This is a genomic window from Tardiphaga sp. vice304 (assembly GCF_007018905.1).
In the GTDB taxonomy this organism is placed as follows: Bacteria; Pseudomonadota; Alphaproteobacteria; order Rhizobiales; family Xanthobacteraceae; genus Tardiphaga.
The window spans coordinates 2,655,060-2,675,609 of the sequence record NZ_CP041402.1 but is presented as its reverse complement, the minus strand read 5'-3'; the positions used below and the strand labels follow the sequence as shown (position 1 = coordinate 2,675,609).

The following is a 20,550-nucleotide window of genomic DNA, read 5'->3' as shown; positions in this document are numbered from 1 at the left end:
GTTTCGCCCGAAAGCCCGCCAGAGCCCCGGCGCCGAAGCGCCGTGCTGGCGTCCGCTTCAGCCGAAGAACGCCGTCAGCTCCGCGACGGTCTCCTCCGGACGCTCTTCCTGCAGCGTATGGCCGCAATCGAAGGCGCGGCCGGAGACGTGCAGCGCTTTCTCCCGCCACGTCTCGAGCACGTCGTACAGCGCGCCGACGGTGCCCTTGCCGCCCCAGATCGCCAGCAGCGGGGCGGTGACGCGGCGGTCGGTGTCGGCCTCGTCATGCTCGAGATCGATGGTCGCGGCCGCGCGATAGTCCTCGCAGATCGCGTGCCGCGTCGCCGGATCGTTGTAGCAGCGCAGATACTCCGCGAAGGCCGCGGGTTCGGTCGCGCCAGGCGTCTTGACCTGGCCATCAATGTGCGTGCGCAGGAAAAACTCCGGATCTGCGCCGATCATCCGCTCCGGCAACGGCGCCGGCTGGATCAGGAAGAACCACCAGAAGTAACGCGTCGCGAAGGCCTTGTCGGTGCGCGCATACATGGTGGCGGTCGGCGCGATATCGATCAGCGCGACGCGCGACACGGCTTCGGGAAAATCGAGCGCCATGCGATGCGCGACGCGCCCGCCGCGGTCGTGGCCGACCACGTCGAACTTGTCATGACCCAATGCCCGCATCACCGCGACCTGGTCGCGCGCCATGGCTCGCTTCGAATAGGCCGCATGGTCGGCGCCGCTTTCGGGCTTGCTGCTGTCGCCATAGCCGCGCAGGTCGGTCGCGACGACGGTGAAGCGCAGCATCAGCGCGCCCACCACCTTGCGCCAGGTCACATGGGTCTGCGGATGGCCGTGAAGCAGCAGGAGCGGCGGCCCGTCGCCGCCCACCGCGGCGCGGATTCGGACGCCGTCAGGCAAGGTCCCGTCGAGCAAACGAAAGCCCGCGAGGAACGGCGACGGGCCAAGGTCGGCAAAGGTCGCGCCGGATTCGGGAAGGGTCAGGCCAGCCATGAATTTTCCGCCAGGTAGAAGTGTTGAAGGGATGTGATGGCCGCGTTATGCTGCAGCGTCGCGCCGACCGCGTCGCGGCCGGGGACCACCGCCTGACTGCGACGAGCCGTCGGCAAGCTCGATGCCCTGCCCCGTCGGTTCGACCGTCAACTCGCACGCCGAGGCATCCGAGGCAAGATCGCCGATCCGGCGTACGAAAGCTTATTCCAGCTCGATGCCGAGCTGGCCGAGTCGAGCGCCATCGCGACAGGGAGCTTCCGTCAAATGCCGCGATTTTTGGCTTGCCTGCGGATCGGTCTTGCCGCGGCGGCGCTGGTGCTGCTTTCCGATGTGCGTAGCTCCAGCGCAGCGCCCGAGAAGAGCAATCTCGGTAAGGCCGAGGGTTATCCGGTCGCTCCTGCGCTCAGCAGAAGCCGCGAGGAACGTTACCGCGCCGGCTCTTTCAGCGCGCTCGATACGCTGGTCCCTCCTGCAGCCTGGCCCCCGCATCGATCCCGCTGCCATTGTCGATGCCAACGCCGGTCCGGCGATGCCAGCGGGACACATCTAGGCGCCGAACGTGACGCGCTGTTTCGAGGAATTGTCGCGCACTACGGCCGCTGTTGATTGCGAAGCGAAGCGCCGAGCGCATTGAAACCGATGGATCACCGCCTCGCTACGACCTGCGCGGAAGTATTCCGCGCTACGTGATCTTCTTCAACAACCGCACCAATGTCCGCTGCTCCTCCGCCGTCAGCGGTCGGAGCGTCTTGACGCTGATCTCGGCGGCGACGCGGATCGCGGCGTCCATCAGCTCGGTGCCCTGCTCGGTCAGCGACACCGCGCGCCGGCGGCGGTCGGTCGGATCGCTCCCGGTGGTGATAAAGCCCCGCAGGCCCAGCCGATCGACCACGCCCTTGATGGTGGCGGCGTCGAGATAGACGAGGCGCCCGAGATGGTTCTGCGAGCAGGGTCCGACCTCGTGCAGCTTGGCCATCACGGCGAACTGCGTCTGCGTAAGGTCCGCGATCATGTTGGCCATGAAGATCGAGGTGTGGCGTTGCATCGCCACCCGCATCAGGAAGCCGACCTGATAGTCGACGACATAGTCCGACGGCGGCTCCGCGCCCGGCAGGACCTTCAGCTTTCCCGGCTTCTGCATCGCACTACCCCTGACGACCCGCGAAGTATGTACGATCTTCGGTTGCATTAAAAGGCGAACCTATACTTTCACACCGTCAGGTAGGCCCGCTGGATCTCGATGTTGTCGGCCAGCGCACCCATGCTACCACTCCACTGGATCTGGCCCTTTTCGAGAATGTACGCCCTGTCCGATACCAGTTCGGCGAAATGAACGTTCTGTTCCGACAGCAGGATCGAAACGCCGGCCTTCTTCAGTTCGAGGATGGTGTTGGCCATCAGTTCGACGATCAGGGGGGCTACGCCTTCCGAGGGCTCGTCGAGCAGGATCAGGAGCGGATTGCCCATCAGCGTGCGCGCCACCGTGAGCATCTGCTGCTCGCCGCCGCTCATACGGCCACCCGGCCGGTGCGGCATCTCGCCTAGATTGGGAAACAGTTTAAGCAACTTGTCTTCAGTCCACACTGGCGCCGCAACGCCGTCACTGAATTTGCGCGGCGGCTGGCGGCCGATGTCGAGGTTTTCCATCACCGTGAGGTCGGAGAAGATGCGACGGTCTTCCGGCGTGAATCCCAGCCCCAGCCGCGCGATCTCGAAGGGTTGCTTGCCGGAGATGTCCGTGCCGTTGAACTGGATCTTGCCCGACGACTGCGCCATCAGGCCCATGATCGCCTTCATGGTGGTGGTCTTGCCGGCGCCGTTGCGGCCCATCAGCGCCACCACTTCGCCGCGCCCGACTTCGAGGTTCAACCCGTAAAGGATCTGCGCGGCACCATAGGAAGCGCCGAGATTATCCACCGTCAGCATCGGCGTGCTCATGAGGAAGCCTCCGCTTTGGCAAAGGTCTTGCCGGTGCCGAAATACACTTCGCGAACCTGCGGGTTGTCGCGAATGGATTTGGCGTCGCCGTCAGCAATCAGCCGTCCCCGCGCCAGCACGATGATGCGATCGGCAAAGGCGAAAACCACATCCATCGAGTGTTCGGTGAACAGCACCGAGATGCCGCGCTCGATCACCAGCCGCTTGACCAGCGCGATCAGATCGTTGCGTTCCTTCGGCGCCATGCCGGCGGTCGGCTCGTCCATCAAGAGCAGCCGCGGATCGTTGGCGAGCGCAATGGCGAGTTCGACGCGCTTGACGTCGCCATAGGCCAGTTCGCGACTCGGCCGGTCGGCGGCGTCGGCCATGCCGACCTGCGCCAACAGTTCGAGCGCGCGCTCGCGATGCAGCGACGCCGCCGGCTTCCACAATTTGTAGATCTGGTGGGCGTGCGAGATCAGCGCCATCTGCACGTTCTCGACGACGGTCATCGAATTGAAGGTGGCCGCGACCTGGAAGGTGCGGCCGATGCCGAGCCGCCAGATCTCGCGCGGCTTCCGGCCGATCAGCGAGGTGCCTTCGAACATGATGTCGCCGGAGTCGGGGGCGAGCTGGCCGTTGATCATGTTGAAGCAGGTCGACTTGCCGGCGCCGTTGGGCCCGATCAGCGCCAGAAACTCGCCGCGCTTGATATCGAACGACACGTCGTTGACGGCCTTGACGCCGCCGAACGATTTGCAGAGTTGGCGGATGCCGAGATCGCTCATGACGACACCTTCCGTCGCGACACGAGTTTCAGGAAGCCGCCGACGATGCCGCTCGGGAACGCCAGTACCAGCAACAGAATGACGCCGCCGAGCAGTGCGCGCCAGTATTCGGTGGAGCGCATGATGGTGTCCTGAAGAACGGCAAAAACAGAGGCGCCGACGATCGGACCGCTCAGGGTCTGGATGCCGCCAAGCAGCACCATCACCAGGCCATCGATCGAGCGGCTGACGCCGATCGTCTCCGGCGAGATCGAGCCCTTGGCGAAAGCGAACAGCCCGCCGGCGACGCCGCACACCGCGCCCGCAATCGCAAAAGCCAGCCAGTGCACGCGCTTGACGTCGAGGCCGATCGCCTCCGCGCGCAACGGAGAGTCCCGCCCTGCCCGCATCGCGTAGCCGAACGGCGCGAACAGGAATTTTCGCAGCAACAGCACGCCGGCCGCGGCCAGCGCCAGCGTCAGGAAATAAAACGGCCCGCGTGTGTCGAACGGCGCCGACGGCCAGATGCCGAGCACACCGTTGGAGCCGCCGGTCAGCGTCTCCCACTGGAACACCGCGGCCCAGACGATCTGCGCGAACGCCAGCGTCAGCATTGCCAGATAGACGCCGGACAGACGCACGGCGAACCAGCCGAACAGCAGCGCGCCGAGCAGCGCCAGCATCGGAGCGGCAGCCAGTGCCACGCCCATCGGCGCGGCAAAGAATTTCACCAGCAGCGCCGCCCCATAGGCGCCGAGGCCGAAATAGGCTGCGTGGCCGAACGAGTGCATGCCGCCGGGGCCCATGATGAAATGCAGGCTGGCGGCGAACAGCACGGCGATGAGCACGTCAATGCCGAGCACCAAAGTATAGGGCGAGTTCTTCGCCAGCAGCGGCAGGCAGACCAGCACGACCAGCAGCACGAGGCCGGCGATCTTGGTGGCCGGCGACGCCGGGCGCATCGGCTCTTCCGGCTCCGCGACGCTGCGCACCACCACCTGCTCGCGGCCGAGCAACCCGTAAGGCCGGAAGATCAGCACGGCGGCCATCACCAGGAATTCGGCCACCAGCGTCAGCTTGGAGAAGTTCACCGAAAAGCCGCCGAAATCAACGACGCCGAGACCGATGCACAGCGCCTTGACTTCGGCGATGATGACGGCGGCGAGATAGGCGCCGGAGATCGAGCCCATGCCGCCGACCACGACGACGACAAACGCGTCGCCGATCACGATCAAATCGGTCGCCAAAGTCGCCGGTTCGCGCGCGATCTGCAGCGCGCCGCCGAGACCGGCGAGCAGCGCGCCGAGCGCAAACACGCCGGTGAACAGCATGGCCTGGTTGACGCCGAGCGCGCCGACCATCTCGCGGTCCTGCGTGGCGGCGCGCATCAATCGCCCGAAGCGCGTCTTGGCCAATGCCAGATGCAGCATCCACAGCACGAACGGGCCGACAAAAATCAGAAAGATGTCATAGGTCGGCAGCCGCCTGCCGAGCAGTTCGACCGAGCCGGTAAGGCCTGGCGCGCGCGGGCCGAGCAGGTCTTCCGGTCCCCAGATCCACAACGTCGCGTCGTTGATGACCAGCACCAGCGCGAAGGTGGCGAGCAATTGAAACAGTTCGGGCGCGCGGTAGATCCGGCGCAGTAGCAGTATTTCGATGATCGCGCCGATCACGCCGACCAGCACTGCTGTGGCGACGATGCCGCCCCAGAAGCCGAGCGGACCGCCAAGTTTGGTTGCGATCGTGTAGGCGATGTAGGTCCCGATCATATAGAGGGACCCGTGCGCGATGTTGACGATCCGGGTGACGCCGAAGATCAGCGACAGCCCGGCCGCCACAAAGAACAGGCCGGACGCCGAAGACAATCCGTTGATCGCCTGGAAGAAGAAGGAACTGAGGGTCATCGTGGATCGACCTCTCCCCGCCTGCTGTCAGCGGAGAGAAACACCTTTTCATTTGGAGTTGTGTGAGCCATCAGGGCGGTATCGGCTTGTGGAATTCAGAACATCTCCCCGTCATTGCGAGGAGCCTCTTGGCGACGAAGCAATCCAGTTCTTGCTGAGCCTGTGGCCTCTGGATTGCCGCGTCGCTTCGCTCCTCGCAATGACGAGCTTGTTGTCCTGTTCAACCCCATCACACTTTAATCAGTGGCGGGACGAAGCTTCTTCACTTCGGCATCGCTCGGCAGCACGCTGGCGCCATCGACATATTTGAAGTCGACCATGGTGCCCTTGCCGTTTTCCAGCGCGATCTTGCCGACATAAGCGCCCATCGTCGCTTGATGGTCGGAAGCCCGGTATTCGAACGGACCGAACGGGCTGCCGAGCTTGAGGCCCTCGAATGCCGCGATCAGCTTGTCGGTGTCGGTCGAGCCCGCCTTGGCGATGCCGGCGGCCAGCGACTTCATGGTGCTGTAGCCGACGATCGAGCCGAGGCGCGGATAGTCGTTATACTTCTTCTGATAGGCGTTCAGGAACGCCAGATATTCCGGGGTCTTGATCTTGTCCCAGGGATAGCCGGTGACGATCCAGCCGACCGGGGCTTCTTCCTTGACCGGATCGAGATATTCCGGTTCGCCCGACAGCAGGCTGACCACGGTGCGGTCCTTGAAGGTGCCGCGCGTAGTGCCTTCGCGCACCAGCTTGGAGAAGTCGGCGCCGAACAGCACGTTGAAGATCGCGTCCGGCTTGGCGTCGTCGATCGCCTGCGCCACGGCGCCGGCATCGACCTTGCCGAGCGGCGGCGCCTGCTCGGTGACGAATTCGACGTCGGGCTGCTTGGCCTTCAGCATTTCCTTAAAGGTCGCCGCCGCCGCCTGGCCGTATTCGAAGTTCGGATAGACCAGCGCCCAGCGCTTCTTCTTGGCGGCCAGCGCATCCGGCATCAGCATCGCGACCTGCATGTAGGTCGTGGCGCGCAGCCGGAACGTGTATTTGTTGCCGTTGGCCCAGGTGATCTTGTCGGTCAGAGGCTCGGCGGCGAGGAAGAACACTTTCTTCTTGCCGGCGAATTCGGTGACGGCGAGGCCGATATGCGAAAGAAACGTGCCGGCGAGGATGTTGACGCCCTCGCGCGTCACCAGCTCGTCCGCGACGCGCACCGCATCGCCCGGCGTCGAGCCGTCGTCGCGCGAGATCACTTCCAGCTTCTTGCCGAGCACGCCGCCGGCCGCATTGATCTCCTCGATCGCCAGTTCCCAGCCCTTCTTGTAAGGGTCGAGAAACGCGGTCTGGGTCTTGTAGCTGTTGAGCTCACCGATCTTGATCGTGCCCTGCGCGAAAGCCGCAGAACCGAGCGAGACCGCCAGCGAACCGGCGATGGCGAGTGAGCCGAAGATACGAGCCGTCATCATGATCGAACTCCGTTGTGATCGTCGATTTCAGGGATCGACGATTGCGATGAAATTATCCGTCGCCGTCCATTTCGCAAACAGAAGACCGGCCCCTGCGGCGTTACGTTCGGCCTGAACGCTGTTCGAATTAGTTTGTACGCAAATAGTCCGGCGCACCCGGTTTGTTGTCAAGACTGGTTGTGGTGCAAGGTGCCTAGCACATCACTGAATGTTTGATCACCACGAACGCGACGCGATGATGAAGTCGGTAGCCAAGAACTCGGCTCTTCCCTCTCCCCTTGTGGGAGAGGGTGGCCGCGCGCAGCGTGGACGGGTGAGGGGTGCCACAAACGCTGTCGCCTCGTCACCCCTCATCCGTCACGGCCTTCGGCCGTGCCACCTTCTCCCACAAGGGGAGAAGGAAGAACGACCGCGTCATTGTAGATGCGTGAAGACTACCGGTCGCGGAAGCGGTCCATCAGGGCCTTGTCCTGGCCGCCATCGATCTCGATCATCGTGCCGTTGGCCATCTGCACCAGCGGCGACGCCAGCATGACGACGAGGTTGGCGACTTCCTCCACTTCAGCGATGCGGCCGAGCGGAATCGAGGCCGGCGCCAGCTTGTCGGCTTCCTCATAGGAGATGCCCATGTCGCGCGACATCGCGCCGACCAGACCCGCCCAGCGCTCGGTGCGCACCGGACCGGGATTGACCGCGCAGAACGAGATGTTGTGGCGGCCGTACTGGCCGGTGAGCGACAGCGTCATGTTCTGGCCGGCGGCGTTGGCGGCACCCGGGGCGATTTCCCAGTAGGACGGCTTGACGCCGTCATTGCCGATCAGGTTAACGACGCGACCGCCGCCCTGCTTGACCATGATCGGCAGCGCGTAGCGCAGGCAGCGCACATAGCCCATGAATTTGAGCTGCATCGCCTGCTCCCAGTCTGCCTCGGTCAGCGTCTCGATGACGCCGCCCGGGGCGGAGCCGGCATTATTGATCATCAGATCCAGGCTGCCGAGCTCCTTGGCGGCCTTCTCGACAAAGTTCTTGGCTTCCGCGTCCTTGGTGAGATCCGCGGTGATCGCGACGACCGTGACGCCGTAGGCGTTGCGGATTTCCTCGGCGGTTTTTTCCAGCGGCTCCAGGCGGCGCGCGCAGATCGCGACGTTGACGCCCTCCTTCGCCAGCGTCATGGCGATCGCCCGGCCGATGCCCTCGCTGCCGCCGGTGACGAGAGCGCATTTGCCTTTGAGTTGCAGATCCATCTGGAGCTCCTTGTGTTGCAGGATAAAAGAAAGAGATCGGGTGATTAGCTCCCGGTGAATACCGGGGGTCGTTTTTCGGCAAAGGCCTTGCGGCCTTCGGCGTAGTCGGCGCTGGCATCGGCCGCGGCATAGAATGCCTCCGCCTGCGCCAAGAGATCGGCGTTGTCGGTCGTGATGGCGGAGATCGCCGCCTTTGCCGCCTTGATGGTCAGCGGCGCATTGCCGGCGATCTGTTTCGCCAGCGCCATCGCGCGCGCCTCCACCTCGCTGGCCGGCGCGATCAGATGCACGGCGCCGAGCGCGAAAGCGCGCGTCGCCGGCAGCCGGTCGGCAGTGAACAGCACCTGCCTTGTCGCGCCCGCGCCGAACACGCGGATGAAGCGCACGATGCCGCGCGGATCGTAGCCAAGCCCGAGTTTTGCCGCGGGCACCGCGAAGAAGGCATCGTCGGCAGCGACGCGAAGATCGCAGCTTGCCGCGACAGAAGACCCTGCCCCCATGCAGCCGCCAAAAATCAGTCCGATGGTCGGCTGCGGGATCGCCTCGATCGCCCGGCAGGTGTTTTCTACCAGATCGTCATAGGCCCGCGCCTGCCCCTCGCCCGAGCGCGCGGTGGCAAAGTCCGAAATGTCGGCGCCCGCGGAAAACATCTGCTCGCCGCCGCCGCGGATGATGACGACGCGCACGTCCTTTCGCGTCGGCACCTCGGCGGCGAAGGCCGCGAGCTTGTGCCACATCACGGTCGACATCGCGTTGCGCCGCGCCGGATTGGCGAGCCACAGCGTTGCGATACCGTCCGCTATATCGATCTGGATATCGCCGGGCGTTTTCATCTCAGGCCTGCTTGCGGTGCGACATCCAGGTGCCCGCCGCGGATGCGGCGAACAGCTCGGCAAGCGCCGCGTTGAACGCCGCCGGCTCTTCCGAGGTGATGGTGTGGCCGGAGCGCGGGATCACCAGCAGCCCTGCGGTCGGCACCGCGCGCTTCAGGAAGACCGAGGGATCAAGGCACCAGTCGTCCTCGTCACCGACGATGATCAATAGCGGCACCGAGAACGCCTTCAGTTGCGCCTCCATTTCCCACAGCATCGGTCGCTTGGCCTGCAGCTCGCGCATGGTGAGCGCGTGGCCGACGGGTGAATGGTCCGCCAGCATTTTTGCGAATTCGGCGAAGCCGCGCGGGTCCTTGTTCTTCTGCGTCTGCCTAGTTGCGCCATCGGCGTAGCGCGCCGCCGCGGTCGGGAAGTCCACCGTCTCGAACATTTTTGCGGTCTCGCGCGACGCGGCGCGGCCCTGCTCGACGAATACCGGATCGGGGCTCGAGCCATAGCCGCAGCTCGCCGCCGTCACCGACAGGCAGCGCTCGGGATAGTTGATGCCGACATGCAGCGCGGTGGAGGCGCCCATCGAGTGGCCGACGATGTGGGCCTTGTCGATACCGAGCGCATCGAGAATGGCGATGATATCATCGCGCGCGATATCCTGGCCGTAGCGCGAAGGGTCCGTCGGCACGTCCGACGGCAGATAGCCGCGCTGGCTCAGCGTGATGCAGCGATGCGAGCGCGTGAAGTAACGCATCTGCGGCTCCCAGGTGCGGTAATCTCCGGCATATTCATGCACGAAAACCACGGGACTCCCGAACCCCGCCTCTTCATAATAAAGCTGCGTTCCGTCGGGCGTCGTCACATGCGGCATGCAAGCCTCCTGCGCTCGAGCACATTTCGTTTGTGCACATACGAAAGCTAGAGCGGTTGTTTGTTTGCTGCAAGAGAATTTAGTGAGTTATGTTTTGGCATATCGCTTGCTTGCAAACGAATATCGCCGCACCGTTTGATGCCTGAAAAGACTGTCTGCGCTGCACCGCAACGTTGCCTGAGGAGAAGTGCCGATGACTATTGTAACACGCCGTGCATTTACATTGGGCAGCGCATTGGCGCTCGCAGGCACTGCGCTCGCGACCCCGTCGCTGGCGCAGGCCAGGCCCAAAATAAAGGTCGGCAGCCTGACCCTGCCGGTGTTCGCGCCGATCATCATCAACATCATGAAGGCGAAAGGTTTTGACGCCAAGAACGGCTTCGACGCTGACGTCACGGTCTATCCAGGCTTCGCGGCCTATTATGCCGGCCTTGCCACCGGCGAAGTCGATACGCTGATCGGCGGACCCACCTATTTCCAGAAGCTGCGCCTCGAAGGCGTGCCGCTGCAGATCATCGCCACCGGCGCCACCTTGGCCGACCTCGTCATCATCACCAAGGACCCGGCGATCAAGGGCATCAGCAATCTCAAGGGCAAGCAGCTCGCCGCCGACATGGGCAGCGGCCAGTTCCAGATCCTCTCGATCATCGCGAAATCGCAGAAGATCGACATGGCCAAGGACATCACGGTGGTGAACGCCAATTTCGCGATCGCCCGCGCGCAGCTCGCTGCCGGCCGCGTCGAGGCCGCGATGATCATCGAGCCGATCGCTACCATGATGATCAAGGAAGACCCGTCGCTGAATATCATCTTTAATGCCAACGACGAATGGAAGAAGCTGACGGGCTTTCCCGGCTGGGAGCTGGTCTATGCGATGCGCGAGGACGCCATCAAGAAAACGGCAGCCGCGCCAAAAATGTTTCTGGCAGCACTGGAAGACGTCAGCAAATTCCTGGTCAGCGATCCCGACGCCTGCGACAAGATTGCGACCGAGACCGTCAAGCTGCCGCCCGGCATCCTGAAGGAAGCCGTGCTCGCCAAACGCTGGGAGTTCGACGCCAAGCCCGCCTGGGGCGCCGAGCGCAAGGGCATCTGGGACACGTTCGAGCGTGCGGTCACCGCCGGCTTCCATCCAAAACTGCCGGACGAAGCGATCATCTATGCCCCCTGATGACGTGCATGCCGACACGCCGTTCGAGGAGCCGCGTCGTTCGCTGATCTCCTCCAGCCTGCCCCGTGAGGCGATCGGGTCGATCGCCATCTTCCTGTGCCTGTGGCAGGCGATGTCGTATCTGGCGCCGACCCTGGGCATTCCCGCGTTCGCGATTCCCGGCCTCGGCCGGATCGCGCAGAGCCTGACCAAGATCACCTTTGTCGATGTCGCGGTGACGCTGGCCCGCGTGCTCGGCGCGCTGCTGCTGTCCTTCGTCATCGGGCTGGCTTTCGCCATCGTGATGTATCTCTCCGAGACTCTGGAGAAATATCTGCGGCCGATGGTGCGCGTGCTGATGGCGGTGCCGGTGGTGTCGTGGATTCTGTTTGCGGTGCTGTGGTTCAAGGGCGTCGAATTCCGCATCGCCTTCGTGCTGATCGTGGTCTGCGCGCCGGTGTTCACGGTGGACGCGCTCGACAATATGCGCGAGGTCTCGAAAGAGCTGCGGCAGATGATCCGGTCGTTTCGTCCGACGCCGCTGCAGTTTTTCCGCAAGCTGATGTTGCCGGCGATCACGCCGGGCCTGATCACCTCCTGGAAGATCACGCTCAGCCTCGCCATCCGCGTGGTGACGATCGCCGAACTGGTCGGCGCCGTCACCGGCATCGGCCATCAATTGTCAGTGGCGCAGGAGCTGTTTTCGGTGGCGGATGTATTCGCCTGGACTCTGGTGCTGGTGGTGCTGCTGTTCATTCTGGAAGCCCTGCTGGTCCGGCTCGAGACCCGCGTGCTGCGGTGGCGGGCATGACCGGCGCGTCGGCGGCGATCGAAATCGCCAACTTACGAAAAGTGTTTTGCCAGACCACCTCCGGGCAATCGGTGGTGGCGATCAACAAATTGACGCTGCGCATCGAGCCCGGCGAGATGGTCGCCATCGTCGGCCAGACCGGCTGCGGCAAGTCTACGCTGTTCGATCTGCTGATCGGACTGGAGTACCCGACCGAAGGCAGTATCAGCATCGGCGGCAAGACGCCCTATGACGACTTCAACGCATTCCGCGGCAAGATCGCGACCATCTTCCAGCAGGACAGGCTGTTTCCGTGGCGTTCCGCGCTCGACAATGTGAAACTGCCGCTCGAACTGATCGGCGTCGGTGAGGACGAGCAGGAAACGCGCGCGATGGACTGGCTGCGCCGGCTCGGGCTGGAGAAGTTTTCCAACGCCTACCCGCGCGAATTGTCCGGCGGCATGCGCCAGCGCGTCGCGATCGCGCGCGCCTTTGCCGTGCAGCCGGAGATCCTGCTGGCGGATGAATCGTTCAGCGCGCTGGATGAAGTCACGGCTGGCGAGCTGCGCAAAACCTTCGTGTCCTTGGCGCGGGAGTTCAACTCGACCGCGATCCTGATCACGCATCAGCTCGAAGAAGCCATGAGCGTCGGCGATCGCATCATCGTGTTCGGTAAATCGGCGGCGTTGCTGGCCGACGTCCGCGTCGCCGACTGGACGGAGGCGGATTATCCGCTGCTGCGCGCCGCGATCCAGAACACGCTGCAGGCGAATGCGATGGATGCAAGGTTGGCGCGAAGCTAGCGAAAAGCGCTGATCTTTTGCCCTCTCCCCTTGTGGGAGAGGGTGGATCGAACGCGAAGCGTTCGAGACGGGTGAGGGGGCGCCACGAACTCTGTCGCCAAGAAGCCCCCTCATCCGACCGCGCTACGCGCGGCCACCTTCTCTCACCTAGCGAAGCTTCGCTCCGCGCGGGGGAGAAGGAAGAAGCGCGCGGCTTCTACCTCTCCATGATCGCCTTGGCGGCATTGCCGAATGCTTCGACACTCGCATCGCCGGTATCCGTGAAGCACAAAATCCGGCACGGGCAGGATTCCAGCCCGTCATAGCGCCACGGAAACGCGCCGATCAGGCAGCGCTGGTTGAGCATCAGCTCGATATCGCCGCCGATATTCTCGGCATGTAGCAGGCCTTCCTGGAAGGCGTAGTTGTGGAACGGGAACATGTCGGCGGTGACGTGGCGGCCGGACAATTTATGCTTGTATTCGAAGCTGCCGAAGAACTCCGCTGGCGTCTTGCCATGGCGGCGGGTGAATTCCGCGGCGATGTCCGGCCGCATGTTGCGGATCGAGGTGTTCATGGAATGGTCGCAGGAGCCGGTGTCCATGCCGAACCACTTTATCTTTTTCTCGAGCATCCAGTGCAGGGTGTCGAGGTTAGGACCCGGATGATAGCAGAAGTACTTCACCAGATCCTGCTGCGGCTGGCCCTCATAATGCTTGTGCCAGCCGGTGTGCAAAATCAGGATGTCGCCCTCGCGGATGTCGGCGCCGGATTTCTCGATCATCTCCGGCGTGATCACCGACCAGTCATCGACCTGGTCCGAGATATCGACCACCACGCCCTTGTTGAACAAATAGTCCAGCGGCAGGGACGCCATGTCGCCCTTGCGGCCGTCGGTGGCGTGCATCGCGCCGTCGAAATGCGTGCCGGCATGCAGAGCGGTTTCGATCCGCTGCGCCACGATCATCTGGGTCTGAAGGTTTTGCGCATAATACATCTTGTTGCCGGCGTAGCCGACCCAGCCCGGCGTATGGATGTTCATGACATGCGAGAGATCGATGACTTTCATGGACGCTTCCCTGATCGGTGATAGCCGCGGATTTCTATAAAATGCAAACAATTTTAAGCACATTCAACTGGCCGGCAGCAAGGCCAGACGGCGGCAGGCGGTCCGGCCTTGCGCCGGGACGGCGGTCGTGCCGCACACCCGTTTTATTGACATCGCCAAACCCGCCGGATACCTCCCTTGCGTGGATCTGCCGTTACGGCGCCACCGCTGCGGAACCGCCGCGTCGATTGTGCCGGTCGCCGGCACCTCATCAGGATTGGCGTCGCCATGATGGATTTCGCCACCCGGGTCCACAATCACAATTACCGGCTCGATCCGATTATCCGGTCATTGCTGGATACCGACTTCTACAAATTCCTGATGCACCAGTTCATCTGGATGCTCTACGCCGACGTGCCGGTCACCTTCAGCCTCATCAACCGCACCAAAAAGGTCCGGCTGGCGCAGATCATTCCCGAGGCCGTGCTGCGTGCCCAGCTCGACCATGCGCGCACACTGCGATTTCGCGAGAACGAGCTGATCTGGCTGGCCGGCAACCGCTTCTACGGCCGCCGCGACATTTTCCGTCCCGAATATATCGAATATCTGCGCAGCTTCCGGTTGCCCGACTACCAGCTCGACACCATCGATGGCCAATATGTGCTGACCTTCGAGGGCCCGTGGGCCGAGGTCACGATGTGGGAAATTCATGCGCTGGCCATCGTTAGCGAGCTGCGCACCCGCAGCGCGATGTCGACGCTCGACAAGTTCGAGCTCGACATCCTCTACGCGCAGGCCAAGACCAAGATCTGGGGCAAGATCCAGCGCCTGCAGGCGCACCCCGACCTGCGGCTCGCGGAATTCGGCACCCGCCGCCGCCACAGCTACCTGTGGCAGGAATGGGTCACCGACGTGATGGCCAACGAGCTCGGCCGCACCTTCGTCGGCACCTCCAATGCCCTGCTCGCTTTCAAACATTCGTTCGAGGCGATCGGCACCAATTCGCACGAATTGCCGATGGTAGCGGCCTGCCTTGCGGACAGCGACGCGGATCTCAAACGCGCGCAATATGACGTGCTGGCGAAATGGCAGGAGGTCTATGACGGCGAGCTCCTGATTATCCTGCCCGACACTTTCGGCATGACGCAGTTCTTGCGCGACGCGCCGGAATGGGCCGGGCACTGGACCGGCATGCGGATGGACAGCAAGGAGCCGGTCGCCGCCGGCGAGGAGATCATCGCCTGGTATGCGTCGCGCGGCGAGGATCCGCGCAAGAAGCGCGCGATGTTCTCCGACGGGCTGGAGGTCGATTCGATGATCGACCTGCACCAGAAATTCCGCGGCCGGATCCGCGAAAGCTTCGGCTGGGGCACCATGGCCACCAACGACTTCCGCGGCGCCCACCCGCGCGGGCTGGACACGCTCGACCCGATCAGCCTGGTCTGCAAGGTGACCTCGGCGAACGGGCGTGCGGCGGTGAAGCTGTCGGACAACCCGGCGAAGACCACGGGCAGCCCCGCCGAGATCGAACGCTACACGCGGATCTTCGGCGAAGAGGGGTTTGCCAAGCAGGCGGTGGTGGTGTGATGTTCGTCATTCCGGGATGCCCATCAGCCGGCGTAGCCGGATGATGGGCATCCCGGAATCCCGAAATGTTTTGAACACGTCGGGATTCCGGGTTCGCTCGCGGCTGGCGCCCCTCGCGCCCCGGAATGACATGATAGTCTAAGAAGACGAAAAAAACGCCGCCCGGTTTCCCGGACGGCGTTTCCTTCGATTCGATGAAGTCAGCGTCGCTTACAGCAGACCCGCGCCGCGCGCCCACTTGTACTTGGCGCCCAGCACTTCCACCGGCAGTTCGGTCGAGTACGCATAGGCCGGGATGCCGTTCTGATAGAGATATTCCGCGGCCTCCTCGACCTCAACGTCGCCGGCGAGCGAGGCGACCATCGGCTTCTCGATGCCCAGCTTCTTCATCTCGTTCTTGATCTCGACCATGTTGCGCGCAAACACCATCGGCGGGGTGACGATGGTGTGCCAGTAGCCGAGGATCAGCGAATGCACGCGCTCATCCGTGAGGCCGAGCTTGACCGTGTTGACATAGGTGATCGGCGGCTCGCCGCCGGTGATGTCCACCGGGTTTCCAGCCGCGCCGAACGGCGGGATGAATTTGCGGAATGCGGCGTCGAGATCCGGCGGCATCGCCATCAGACCCATGCCGTTGTCCACCACCGCATCCGACAGCAGCACGCCCGAACCACCGGCGCCGGTGATGATCAGCACGTTCTCACCCTTCGGTGTCGGCAGCACCGGAATACCCCGGGCGAATTCGAGCAACTGCCGCAGCGAGCGGGCGCGGATCACGCCGGACTGCTTCAGCACGTCCTCGTAGATCTTGTCGTTGCCGGCCAGCGCGCCGGTATGCGACGACGCCGCCTTGGCGCCGGCCGAGGTGCGGCCCGCCTTCAGCACCACCACCGGCTTGATTTTTGAGACGCGCTTGGCCGCTTCGGCAAAGGCGCGACCGTCTTTCAAGTCTTCACAGTGTTGCGCGATGATCGTGGTGTTGGGGTCCTGCTCGAAGAACGCCAGCAGATCATCCTCGTCGATGTCGCTCTTGTTGCCGAGGCCGACGATCGCCGAGACGCCCATCTTGGCCGAGCGCGAGAAGCCGATGATCGCCATGCCGATGCCGCCGGACTGCGACGACAGCGCCGCCGAGCCCTTGACGTCATAGGCGGTGCAGAACGTCGCGCAGAGGTTCGCGGGGGTGTAGTAGAAGCCGTAGATGTTCGGCCCCATCAGGCGGACGTCGTACTTCTTGCCGATCTCGACGATCTCTTCCTGCAACTCGGGCTCGTTGGCTTCGGCAAAGCCCGACGGGATCAGCACGGCACCGGGAATTTTCTTCTCGCCGCATTCGATCAAGGCGCCGGCGACGAACTTCGCGGGGATCGCGAACACCGCGGTGTCGATCACGCCCGGAACGTCCTTGACGCTCTTGTAGGCCTTGCGGCCCATGATCTCGGTGGCCTTCGGGTGGATCGGATAGATCTCGCCCTTGTAGCCGCCGTTGATGAGGTTCTTCATCACCGAATTGCCGATCTTGCCGTCCTCGGCGGAGGCGCCGATCACGGCGACCGCCTGCGGCATCATGATGCGCTTCATCGCGGTGACGATTTCGGCGTTGGAGCGCGGCGCCGGGCGCGGTCTGTAGTCGAAGTCGACGACGATGCGGACGTCGGCGGCGATCGCATCCTTCTTGGTGGCGAACACCGGGTTGAGATCGAGCTCGACCATTTCCGGGAAGTCGGAGACCAGTTCGGAAACTTTTACGATGATGTCGGCCAGCGCCTCGCGGTTGGCGGGGTCGCCGCCGCGCACGCCCTTCAGCATCTCTGCGGCCTGGATGCCGTCGAGCATCGACATCGCATCGTCGTTGGTGGCGGGCGCAAGGCGGAAGGTGACGTCCTTCAAGACTTCGACCAGCACGCCGCCGAGGCCGAAGGCGACCAGCTTGCCGAACGAGCCGTCGGTGATCGAACCGATGATCACCTCGGTGCCGCCCATCAGCATCTGCTGCACCTGCACGCCTTCGATCTTGGCGTCGGCCTTGTACTTTTTGGCGTTGGCGAGAATCGTGTCGTAGGCCTTCAGCGCCTCTTCGGCGGTCTTGACGCCGACGATCACGCCGCCGGCTTCGGTCTTGTGCAGGATGTCCGGCGAGACGATCTTCATCACCACCGGGAAGCCCATGCTGCCGGCCAGCTTGGCGGCGTCGGCGGCCGAGGTGGCCACGCCTTCGCCGGGCACCGGAATGCCATAGGCGTCGCAGACCAGCTTGCCTTCCGGCGCGGTCAGGCTGGTGCGGCCGTCGGCCTTCACCGCATCGAGAACTTTGCGAACGGTGTCTTTCGCGGACGGCTGGGCAACCTGCTTGGCGAGATTCGTGGGGGACATGAGCTTCCTCTCCTTGACGACGTCTGTTTCGGATGCGACGTGGTTGATGGCATTTGGTATGCCAGAGAAAGCAAAGTCAAGCGCGTGTGCACTGCAAAAATGCGGCAATCGTAGTCAGCTTGACACCGTGGTATTTGGTATGCCAAAAATCTGGTACTAATTATTCTGTTATACGAACATCTCCCAATGGAGATGATTCATGCCCGCTCGAAAACCAATCAAGGCGCGGACGACGATGGCTGAGGCAGATATTGCGATCGTTCGGATCGCCCCGGAGACCAGCTTCAAGAACAAGGCCTATGATGCCTTGAAAGAAGCCATTCTCAAAATGGATATCTACACTTCGCCGGATCCGGTGATGCTCGACGAGCGCGCGCTGTCGGAACGTCTCGGCGTCAGCCGCACGCCGATCCGCGAAGCCATCGCGATGCTGGAACAGGACGGCTTCGTCAAGACGATGCCCCGCCGCGGCATCGTGGTGGTCCGTCGCACCAAGGTCGAGATCGTCGACATGATCCGCGCCTGGGCCGCACTCGAGAGCATGGCGGCACGCCTCATCACCACGACGGCGCGCAAGAAGGACATCTCGGCGCTGCGCGACTTCTTCAAGGATTTCGGCCCCGACCGGCTGCCGCAGGATCACGTCGAGGAATATTCCAAGGCCAATATCGCCTTCCACCAGGCGCTGATCTCGCTCAGCGAATCGCCGGTGCTGGTCGACATGACCAACGACATCCTGCTGCATGTCCGCGGCTACCGGCAGCTCACGATCGGCCGCACCGACCGCACCGAAGTATCCCTGCCCGAGCATCTGGCGATCATCGAGGCGCTCGAGGAGCGCAACACCGAACTCGCCGAAAAGCGCGCGCGCGATCACACGCTGGGGCTTGCCGCCTATGTCGAGGCGCACGGCCAGGAGCTGTTCACCAAGCCTGCCGAAATCAAGGCGTCCTGATTTCCGGTTTCATGCGAGAAGCCGCCCGACTCCATCGCAACATGCAAACAACAACAATGTCACTTCAAGAAAAGAACAGGGAGAACGCGGAATGACCGCTCTGGCACAGAACATCGCTGCAGTCGAAGCCGAGCCGGAACTGACGGATGGCTTTCATCTGATCATCGACGCGCTCAAGCTGAACGGCCTCAACACGATCTACGGCGTGCCTGGCATTCCGATCACCGACTTCGGCCGCATGGCGCAGGCCGAGGGCATCCGCGTGCTCTCCTTCCGCCACGAACAGGCCGCGGGCTACGCCGCCTCGATCGCCGGCTACCTCACCAAGAAGCCCGGCGTCTGCCTCACCGTGTCGGCCCCCGGCTTCCTCAACGGTCTGACCGCTTTGGCGCATGCCACCACCAACTGCTTCCCGATGATCCTGATCTCCGGTTCTTCCGAGCGCGAGATCGTCGACCTGCAGCAGGGCGACTATGAGGAGATGGACCAGCTCGCGATCGCCAAGCCGCTGTGCAAGGCTGCGTTCCGCGTGCTGCACGCCGCCGACATCGGCATTGGCGTGGCGCGCGCGATCCGCGCTGCGGTGTCCGGCCGCCCCGGCGGCGTCTATCTCGATCTGCCCGCCAAGCTGTTCGGCCAGGTGATCGACGCCGCGGCCGGCGAGAATTCGCTGGTCAAGGTGATCGACGCGGCGCCTGCGCAGATCCCCGGCCCGGACTCGATCAAGCGCGCGCTCGACGTGCTGAAATCGGCGAAGAAGCCACTGATCATTCTCGGCAAGGGTGCGGCCTACGCGCAGGCCGACGACGCCATCAAGGCGCTGGTCGAGACCTCCGGCATTCCGTTCCTGCCGATGAGCATGGCCAAGGGCCTGTTGCCCGACACCCATCCGCAGTGCGCGGGCGCGGCACGCTCCACCGTGCTGAAAGACTCCGACGTCGTGATGCTGATCGGCGCGCGGCTCAACTGGCTTTTGTCGCACGGCAAGGGCAAGAGCTGGGGCGATAGCCCGAAGAAGTTCATCCAGATCGACATCGAGCCGAAGGAAATGGATTCCAACGTCGAGATCGTCGCGCCCGTCGTCGGCGATATCGGCTCCTGCGTCGCCGCTTTGCTCGACGGCATCGGTAAGGGCTGGACCAAGCCGGCGGCCGACTGGACATCAGCGATCACCAAGAAGCGCGACGACAACATCGCCAAGATGGCGCCGCGGCTGATGAACAACAACTCGCCGATGGACTATCACGGCGCGCTGGGCGTGCTGCGCACCATCATCGCCGAACGCCCCGACGCCATGCTGGTCAACGAAGGCGCCAACACCCTCGACCTCGCCCGCGGCATCGTCGACATGTACAAGCCGCGCAAGCGCATCGACGTCGGCACTTGGGGCATCATGGGCATCGGCATGGGCTATTGCATCGCCGCCGCGATCGAAACCGGCAAGCCGGTGCTGGCGATCGAGGGCGACTCGGCGTTCGGCTTCTCCGGCATGGAGGTCGAAACGATCTGCCGCTACAATTTGCCGGTCTGCATCGTCGTGTTCAACAATGACGGCATCTATCGCGGCACCGACGTCAATCCGACCGGCGGCGACGATGTGGCTCCCACCGTGTTCGTCAAGGGTGCGCGCTACGACAAGATGATGGAAGCCTTCGGCGGCATCGGCGTCAACGTGACCTCGCCGGACGAGTTGAAGCGCGCCGTCAACGAAGCCATGGATTCCGGCAAGCCGACGCTGATCAACGCGGTGATCGATCCCGCGGCCGGCAGCGAGTCGGGCCGCATCGGCAATCTCAATCCGCAGAGCCTGCTCAAGAAGAAGAAATAACTTCCACGGACCGACGGGGTCGCAAGGCCCCGTCCCTTTCAATCCGCGCAAGCGGCACACCACGATACGGGA

17 protein-coding genes are annotated in these 20,550 nt (G+C 63.4%); 6 read left to right on the top strand and 11 right to left on the bottom strand.

What is annotated here, in order from left to right:
• Window positions 1–57: 57 nt before the first annotated feature.
• The 9 genes from FNL56_RS12635 to FNL56_RS12590 all read right to left on the bottom strand — a co-directional run bounded on the left by FNL56_RS12635 (window position 58) and on the right by FNL56_RS12590 (window position 9,965).
• A complete protein-coding gene (locus tag FNL56_RS12635; protein WP_143573070.1) occupies window positions 58–990 on the bottom strand; it encodes an alpha/beta fold hydrolase in 933 nt (310 codons plus the stop codon).
• 682 nt (window positions 991–1,672) lie between these two features.
• The gene (locus FNL56_RS12625; RefSeq protein WP_143573068.1) at window positions 1,673–2,131 is read right to left on the bottom strand and encodes a MarR family winged helix-turn-helix transcriptional regulator; all 459 of its coding nucleotides are present in this window, start codon (window positions 2,129–2,131) and stop codon (window positions 1,673–1,675) included.
• Window positions 2,132–2,199: 68 nt separating this feature from the next.
• Window positions 2,200–2,928, bottom strand: a complete 729-nt coding sequence (locus tag FNL56_RS12620) for an ABC transporter ATP-binding protein (protein WP_143573067.1) — start codon at window positions 2,926–2,928, stop codon at window positions 2,200–2,202.
• Entirely contained in the window at window positions 2,925–3,695 is a 771-nt protein-coding gene (locus FNL56_RS12615) for an ABC transporter ATP-binding protein (protein WP_143573066.1), read from the bottom strand. The genes FNL56_RS12620 and FNL56_RS12615 overlap by 4 nt, the downstream gene beginning before the upstream one ends.
• A complete protein-coding gene (locus FNL56_RS12610) occupies window positions 3,692–5,578 on the bottom strand; it encodes an ABC transporter permease (RefSeq protein WP_143573065.1) in 1,887 nt (628 codons plus the stop codon). The genes FNL56_RS12615 and FNL56_RS12610 overlap by 4 nt, the downstream gene beginning before the upstream one ends.
• 236 nt (window positions 5,579–5,814) lie before the next feature.
• Window positions 5,815–7,026 (bottom strand): ABC transporter substrate-binding protein, encoded by a 1,212-nt coding sequence (locus FNL56_RS12605; protein WP_210245499.1) that lies wholly within the window; start codon window positions 7,024–7,026, stop codon window positions 5,815–5,817.
• Between the two features lie 434 nt (window positions 7,027–7,460).
• Window positions 7,461–8,270: an SDR family NAD(P)-dependent oxidoreductase gene (locus FNL56_RS12600; RefSeq protein ID WP_143577859.1), complete on the bottom strand. Its 810-nt coding sequence runs from the start codon at window positions 8,268–8,270 to the stop codon at window positions 7,461–7,463.
• Window positions 8,271–8,314: 44 nt separating this feature from the next.
• Window positions 8,315–9,103 (bottom strand): enoyl-CoA hydratase-related protein, encoded by a 789-nt coding sequence (locus FNL56_RS12595; protein WP_143573063.1) that lies wholly within the window; start codon window positions 9,101–9,103, stop codon window positions 8,315–8,317.
• 1 nt (window position 9,104) lies between these two features.
• A complete protein-coding gene (locus FNL56_RS12590) occupies window positions 9,105–9,965 on the bottom strand; it encodes an alpha/beta fold hydrolase (RefSeq protein WP_143573062.1) in 861 nt (286 codons plus the stop codon).
• Between the two features lie 193 nt (window positions 9,966–10,158).
• Between FNL56_RS12590 and FNL56_RS12585 the strand changes: the two genes are divergently transcribed.
• The 3 genes from FNL56_RS12585 to FNL56_RS12575 are packed head-to-tail and all read left to right on the top strand — an operon-like array spanning window position 10,159 to window position 12,708.
• Window positions 10,159–11,136 (top strand): ABC transporter substrate-binding protein, encoded by a 978-nt coding sequence (locus FNL56_RS12585; protein WP_143582025.1) that lies wholly within the window; start codon window positions 10,159–10,161, stop codon window positions 11,134–11,136.
• Window positions 11,126–11,926 (top strand): ABC transporter permease, encoded by an 801-nt coding sequence (locus FNL56_RS12580; protein ID WP_143573060.1) that lies wholly within the window; start codon window positions 11,126–11,128, stop codon window positions 11,924–11,926. The genes FNL56_RS12585 and FNL56_RS12580 overlap by 11 nt, the downstream gene beginning before the upstream one ends.
• Window positions 11,923–12,708 carry an ABC transporter ATP-binding protein gene (locus FNL56_RS12575; RefSeq protein WP_143582024.1) on the top strand — a complete coding sequence of 262 codons (786 nt, stop codon included), beginning with the start codon at window positions 11,923–11,925 and terminating at the stop codon, window positions 12,706–12,708. Before FNL56_RS12580 ends, FNL56_RS12575 begins: the two co-directional genes overlap by 4 nt.
• Window positions 12,709–12,904: 196 nt before the next feature.
• Here the strand turns inward: FNL56_RS12575 and FNL56_RS12570 are convergent, their stop codons facing one another.
• Window positions 12,905–13,756 carry a cyclase family protein gene (locus FNL56_RS12570; RefSeq protein WP_168202919.1) on the bottom strand — a complete coding sequence of 284 codons (852 nt, stop codon included), beginning with the start codon at window positions 13,754–13,756 and terminating at the stop codon, window positions 12,905–12,907.
• A 267-nt stretch (window positions 13,757–14,023) separates the two neighbouring features.
• Here FNL56_RS12570 and pncB point away from each other — a divergent pair, with 267 nt between their 5' ends.
• Window positions 14,024–15,322: a nicotinate phosphoribosyltransferase gene (gene pncB / locus FNL56_RS12565; protein ID WP_143573057.1), complete on the top strand. Its 1,299-nt coding sequence runs from the start codon at window positions 14,024–14,026 to the stop codon at window positions 15,320–15,322.
• A 210-nt stretch (window positions 15,323–15,532) separates the two neighbouring features.
• On the opposite strand, the gene FNL56_RS12560 is transcribed toward pncB, so the two are convergent.
• A complete protein-coding gene (locus FNL56_RS12560; RefSeq protein WP_143573056.1) occupies window positions 15,533–17,695 on the bottom strand; it encodes an acetate--CoA ligase family protein in 2,163 nt (720 codons plus the stop codon).
• Between the two features lie 199 nt (window positions 17,696–17,894).
• Here FNL56_RS12560 and FNL56_RS12555 point away from each other — a divergent pair, with 199 nt between their 5' ends.
• Complete coding sequence (locus tag FNL56_RS12555; RefSeq protein ID WP_143573055.1) at window positions 17,895–18,650, top strand: GntR family transcriptional regulator; 756 nt, start codon at window positions 17,895–17,897, stop codon at window positions 18,648–18,650.
• Window positions 18,651–18,741: 91 nt separating this feature from the next.
• Complete coding sequence (gene oxc, locus FNL56_RS12550) at window positions 18,742–20,478, top strand: oxalyl-CoA decarboxylase (RefSeq protein ID WP_143577857.1); 1,737 nt, start codon at window positions 18,742–18,744, stop codon at window positions 20,476–20,478.
• Window positions 20,479–20,550: the final 72 nt, after the last annotated feature.

What these genes read in the sequence shown, in the direction of transcription:
- FNL56_RS12595 (WP_143573063.1), bottom strand. Translation starts at nt 9,103, where the DNA reads ATGAAAACGCCCGGCGATATCCAGATCGATATAGCGGACGGTATCGCA.
- oxc (WP_143577857.1), top strand. Translation starts at nt 18,742, where the DNA reads ATGACCGCTCTGGCACAGAACATCGCTGCAGTCGAAGCCGAGCCGGAA.
- FNL56_RS12555 (WP_143573055.1), top strand. Translation starts at nt 17,895, where the DNA reads ATGCCCGCTCGAAAACCAATCAAGGCGCGGACGACGATGGCTGAGGCA.
- pncB (WP_143573057.1), top strand. Translation starts at nt 14,024, where the DNA reads ATGATGGATTTCGCCACCCGGGTCCACAATCACAATTACCGGCTCGAT.
- FNL56_RS12570 (WP_168202919.1), bottom strand. Translation starts at nt 13,756, where the DNA reads ATGAAAGTCATCGATCTCTCGCATGTCATGAACATCCATACGCCGGGC.
- FNL56_RS12585 (WP_143582025.1), top strand. Translation starts at nt 10,159, where the DNA reads ATGACTATTGTAACACGCCGTGCATTTACATTGGGCAGCGCATTGGCG.
- FNL56_RS12625 (WP_143573068.1), bottom strand. Translation starts at nt 2,131, where the DNA reads ATGCAGAAGCCGGGAAAGCTGAAGGTCCTGCCGGGCGCGGAGCCGCCG.
- FNL56_RS12610 (WP_143573065.1), bottom strand. Translation starts at nt 5,578, where the DNA reads ATGACCCTCAGTTCCTTCTTCTTCCAGGCGATCAACGGATTGTCTTCG.
- FNL56_RS12580 (WP_143573060.1), top strand. Translation starts at nt 11,126, where the DNA reads ATGCCCCCTGATGACGTGCATGCCGACACGCCGTTCGAGGAGCCGCGT.
- FNL56_RS12590 (WP_143573062.1), bottom strand. Translation starts at nt 9,965, where the DNA reads ATGCCGCATGTGACGACGCCCGACGGAACGCAGCTTTATTATGAAGAG.
- FNL56_RS12575 (WP_143582024.1), top strand. Translation starts at nt 11,923, where the DNA reads ATGACCGGCGCGTCGGCGGCGATCGAAATCGCCAACTTACGAAAAGTG.
- FNL56_RS12635 (WP_143573070.1), bottom strand. Translation starts at nt 990, where the DNA reads ATGGCTGGCCTGACCCTTCCCGAATCCGGCGCGACCTTTGCCGACCTT.
- FNL56_RS12605 (WP_210245499.1), bottom strand. Translation starts at nt 7,026, where the DNA reads ATGATGACGGCTCGTATCTTCGGCTCACTCGCCATCGCCGGTTCGCTG.
- FNL56_RS12615 (WP_143573066.1), bottom strand. Translation starts at nt 3,695, where the DNA reads ATGAGCGATCTCGGCATCCGCCAACTCTGCAAATCGTTCGGCGGCGTC.
- FNL56_RS12600 (WP_143577859.1), bottom strand. Translation starts at nt 8,270, where the DNA reads ATGGATCTGCAACTCAAAGGCAAATGCGCTCTCGTCACCGGCGGCAGC.
- FNL56_RS12620 (WP_143573067.1), bottom strand. Translation starts at nt 2,928, where the DNA reads ATGAGCACGCCGATGCTGACGGTGGATAATCTCGGCGCTTCCTATGGT.
- FNL56_RS12560 (WP_143573056.1), bottom strand. Translation starts at nt 17,695, where the DNA reads ATGTCCCCCACGAATCTCGCCAAGCAGGTTGCCCAGCCGTCCGCGAAA.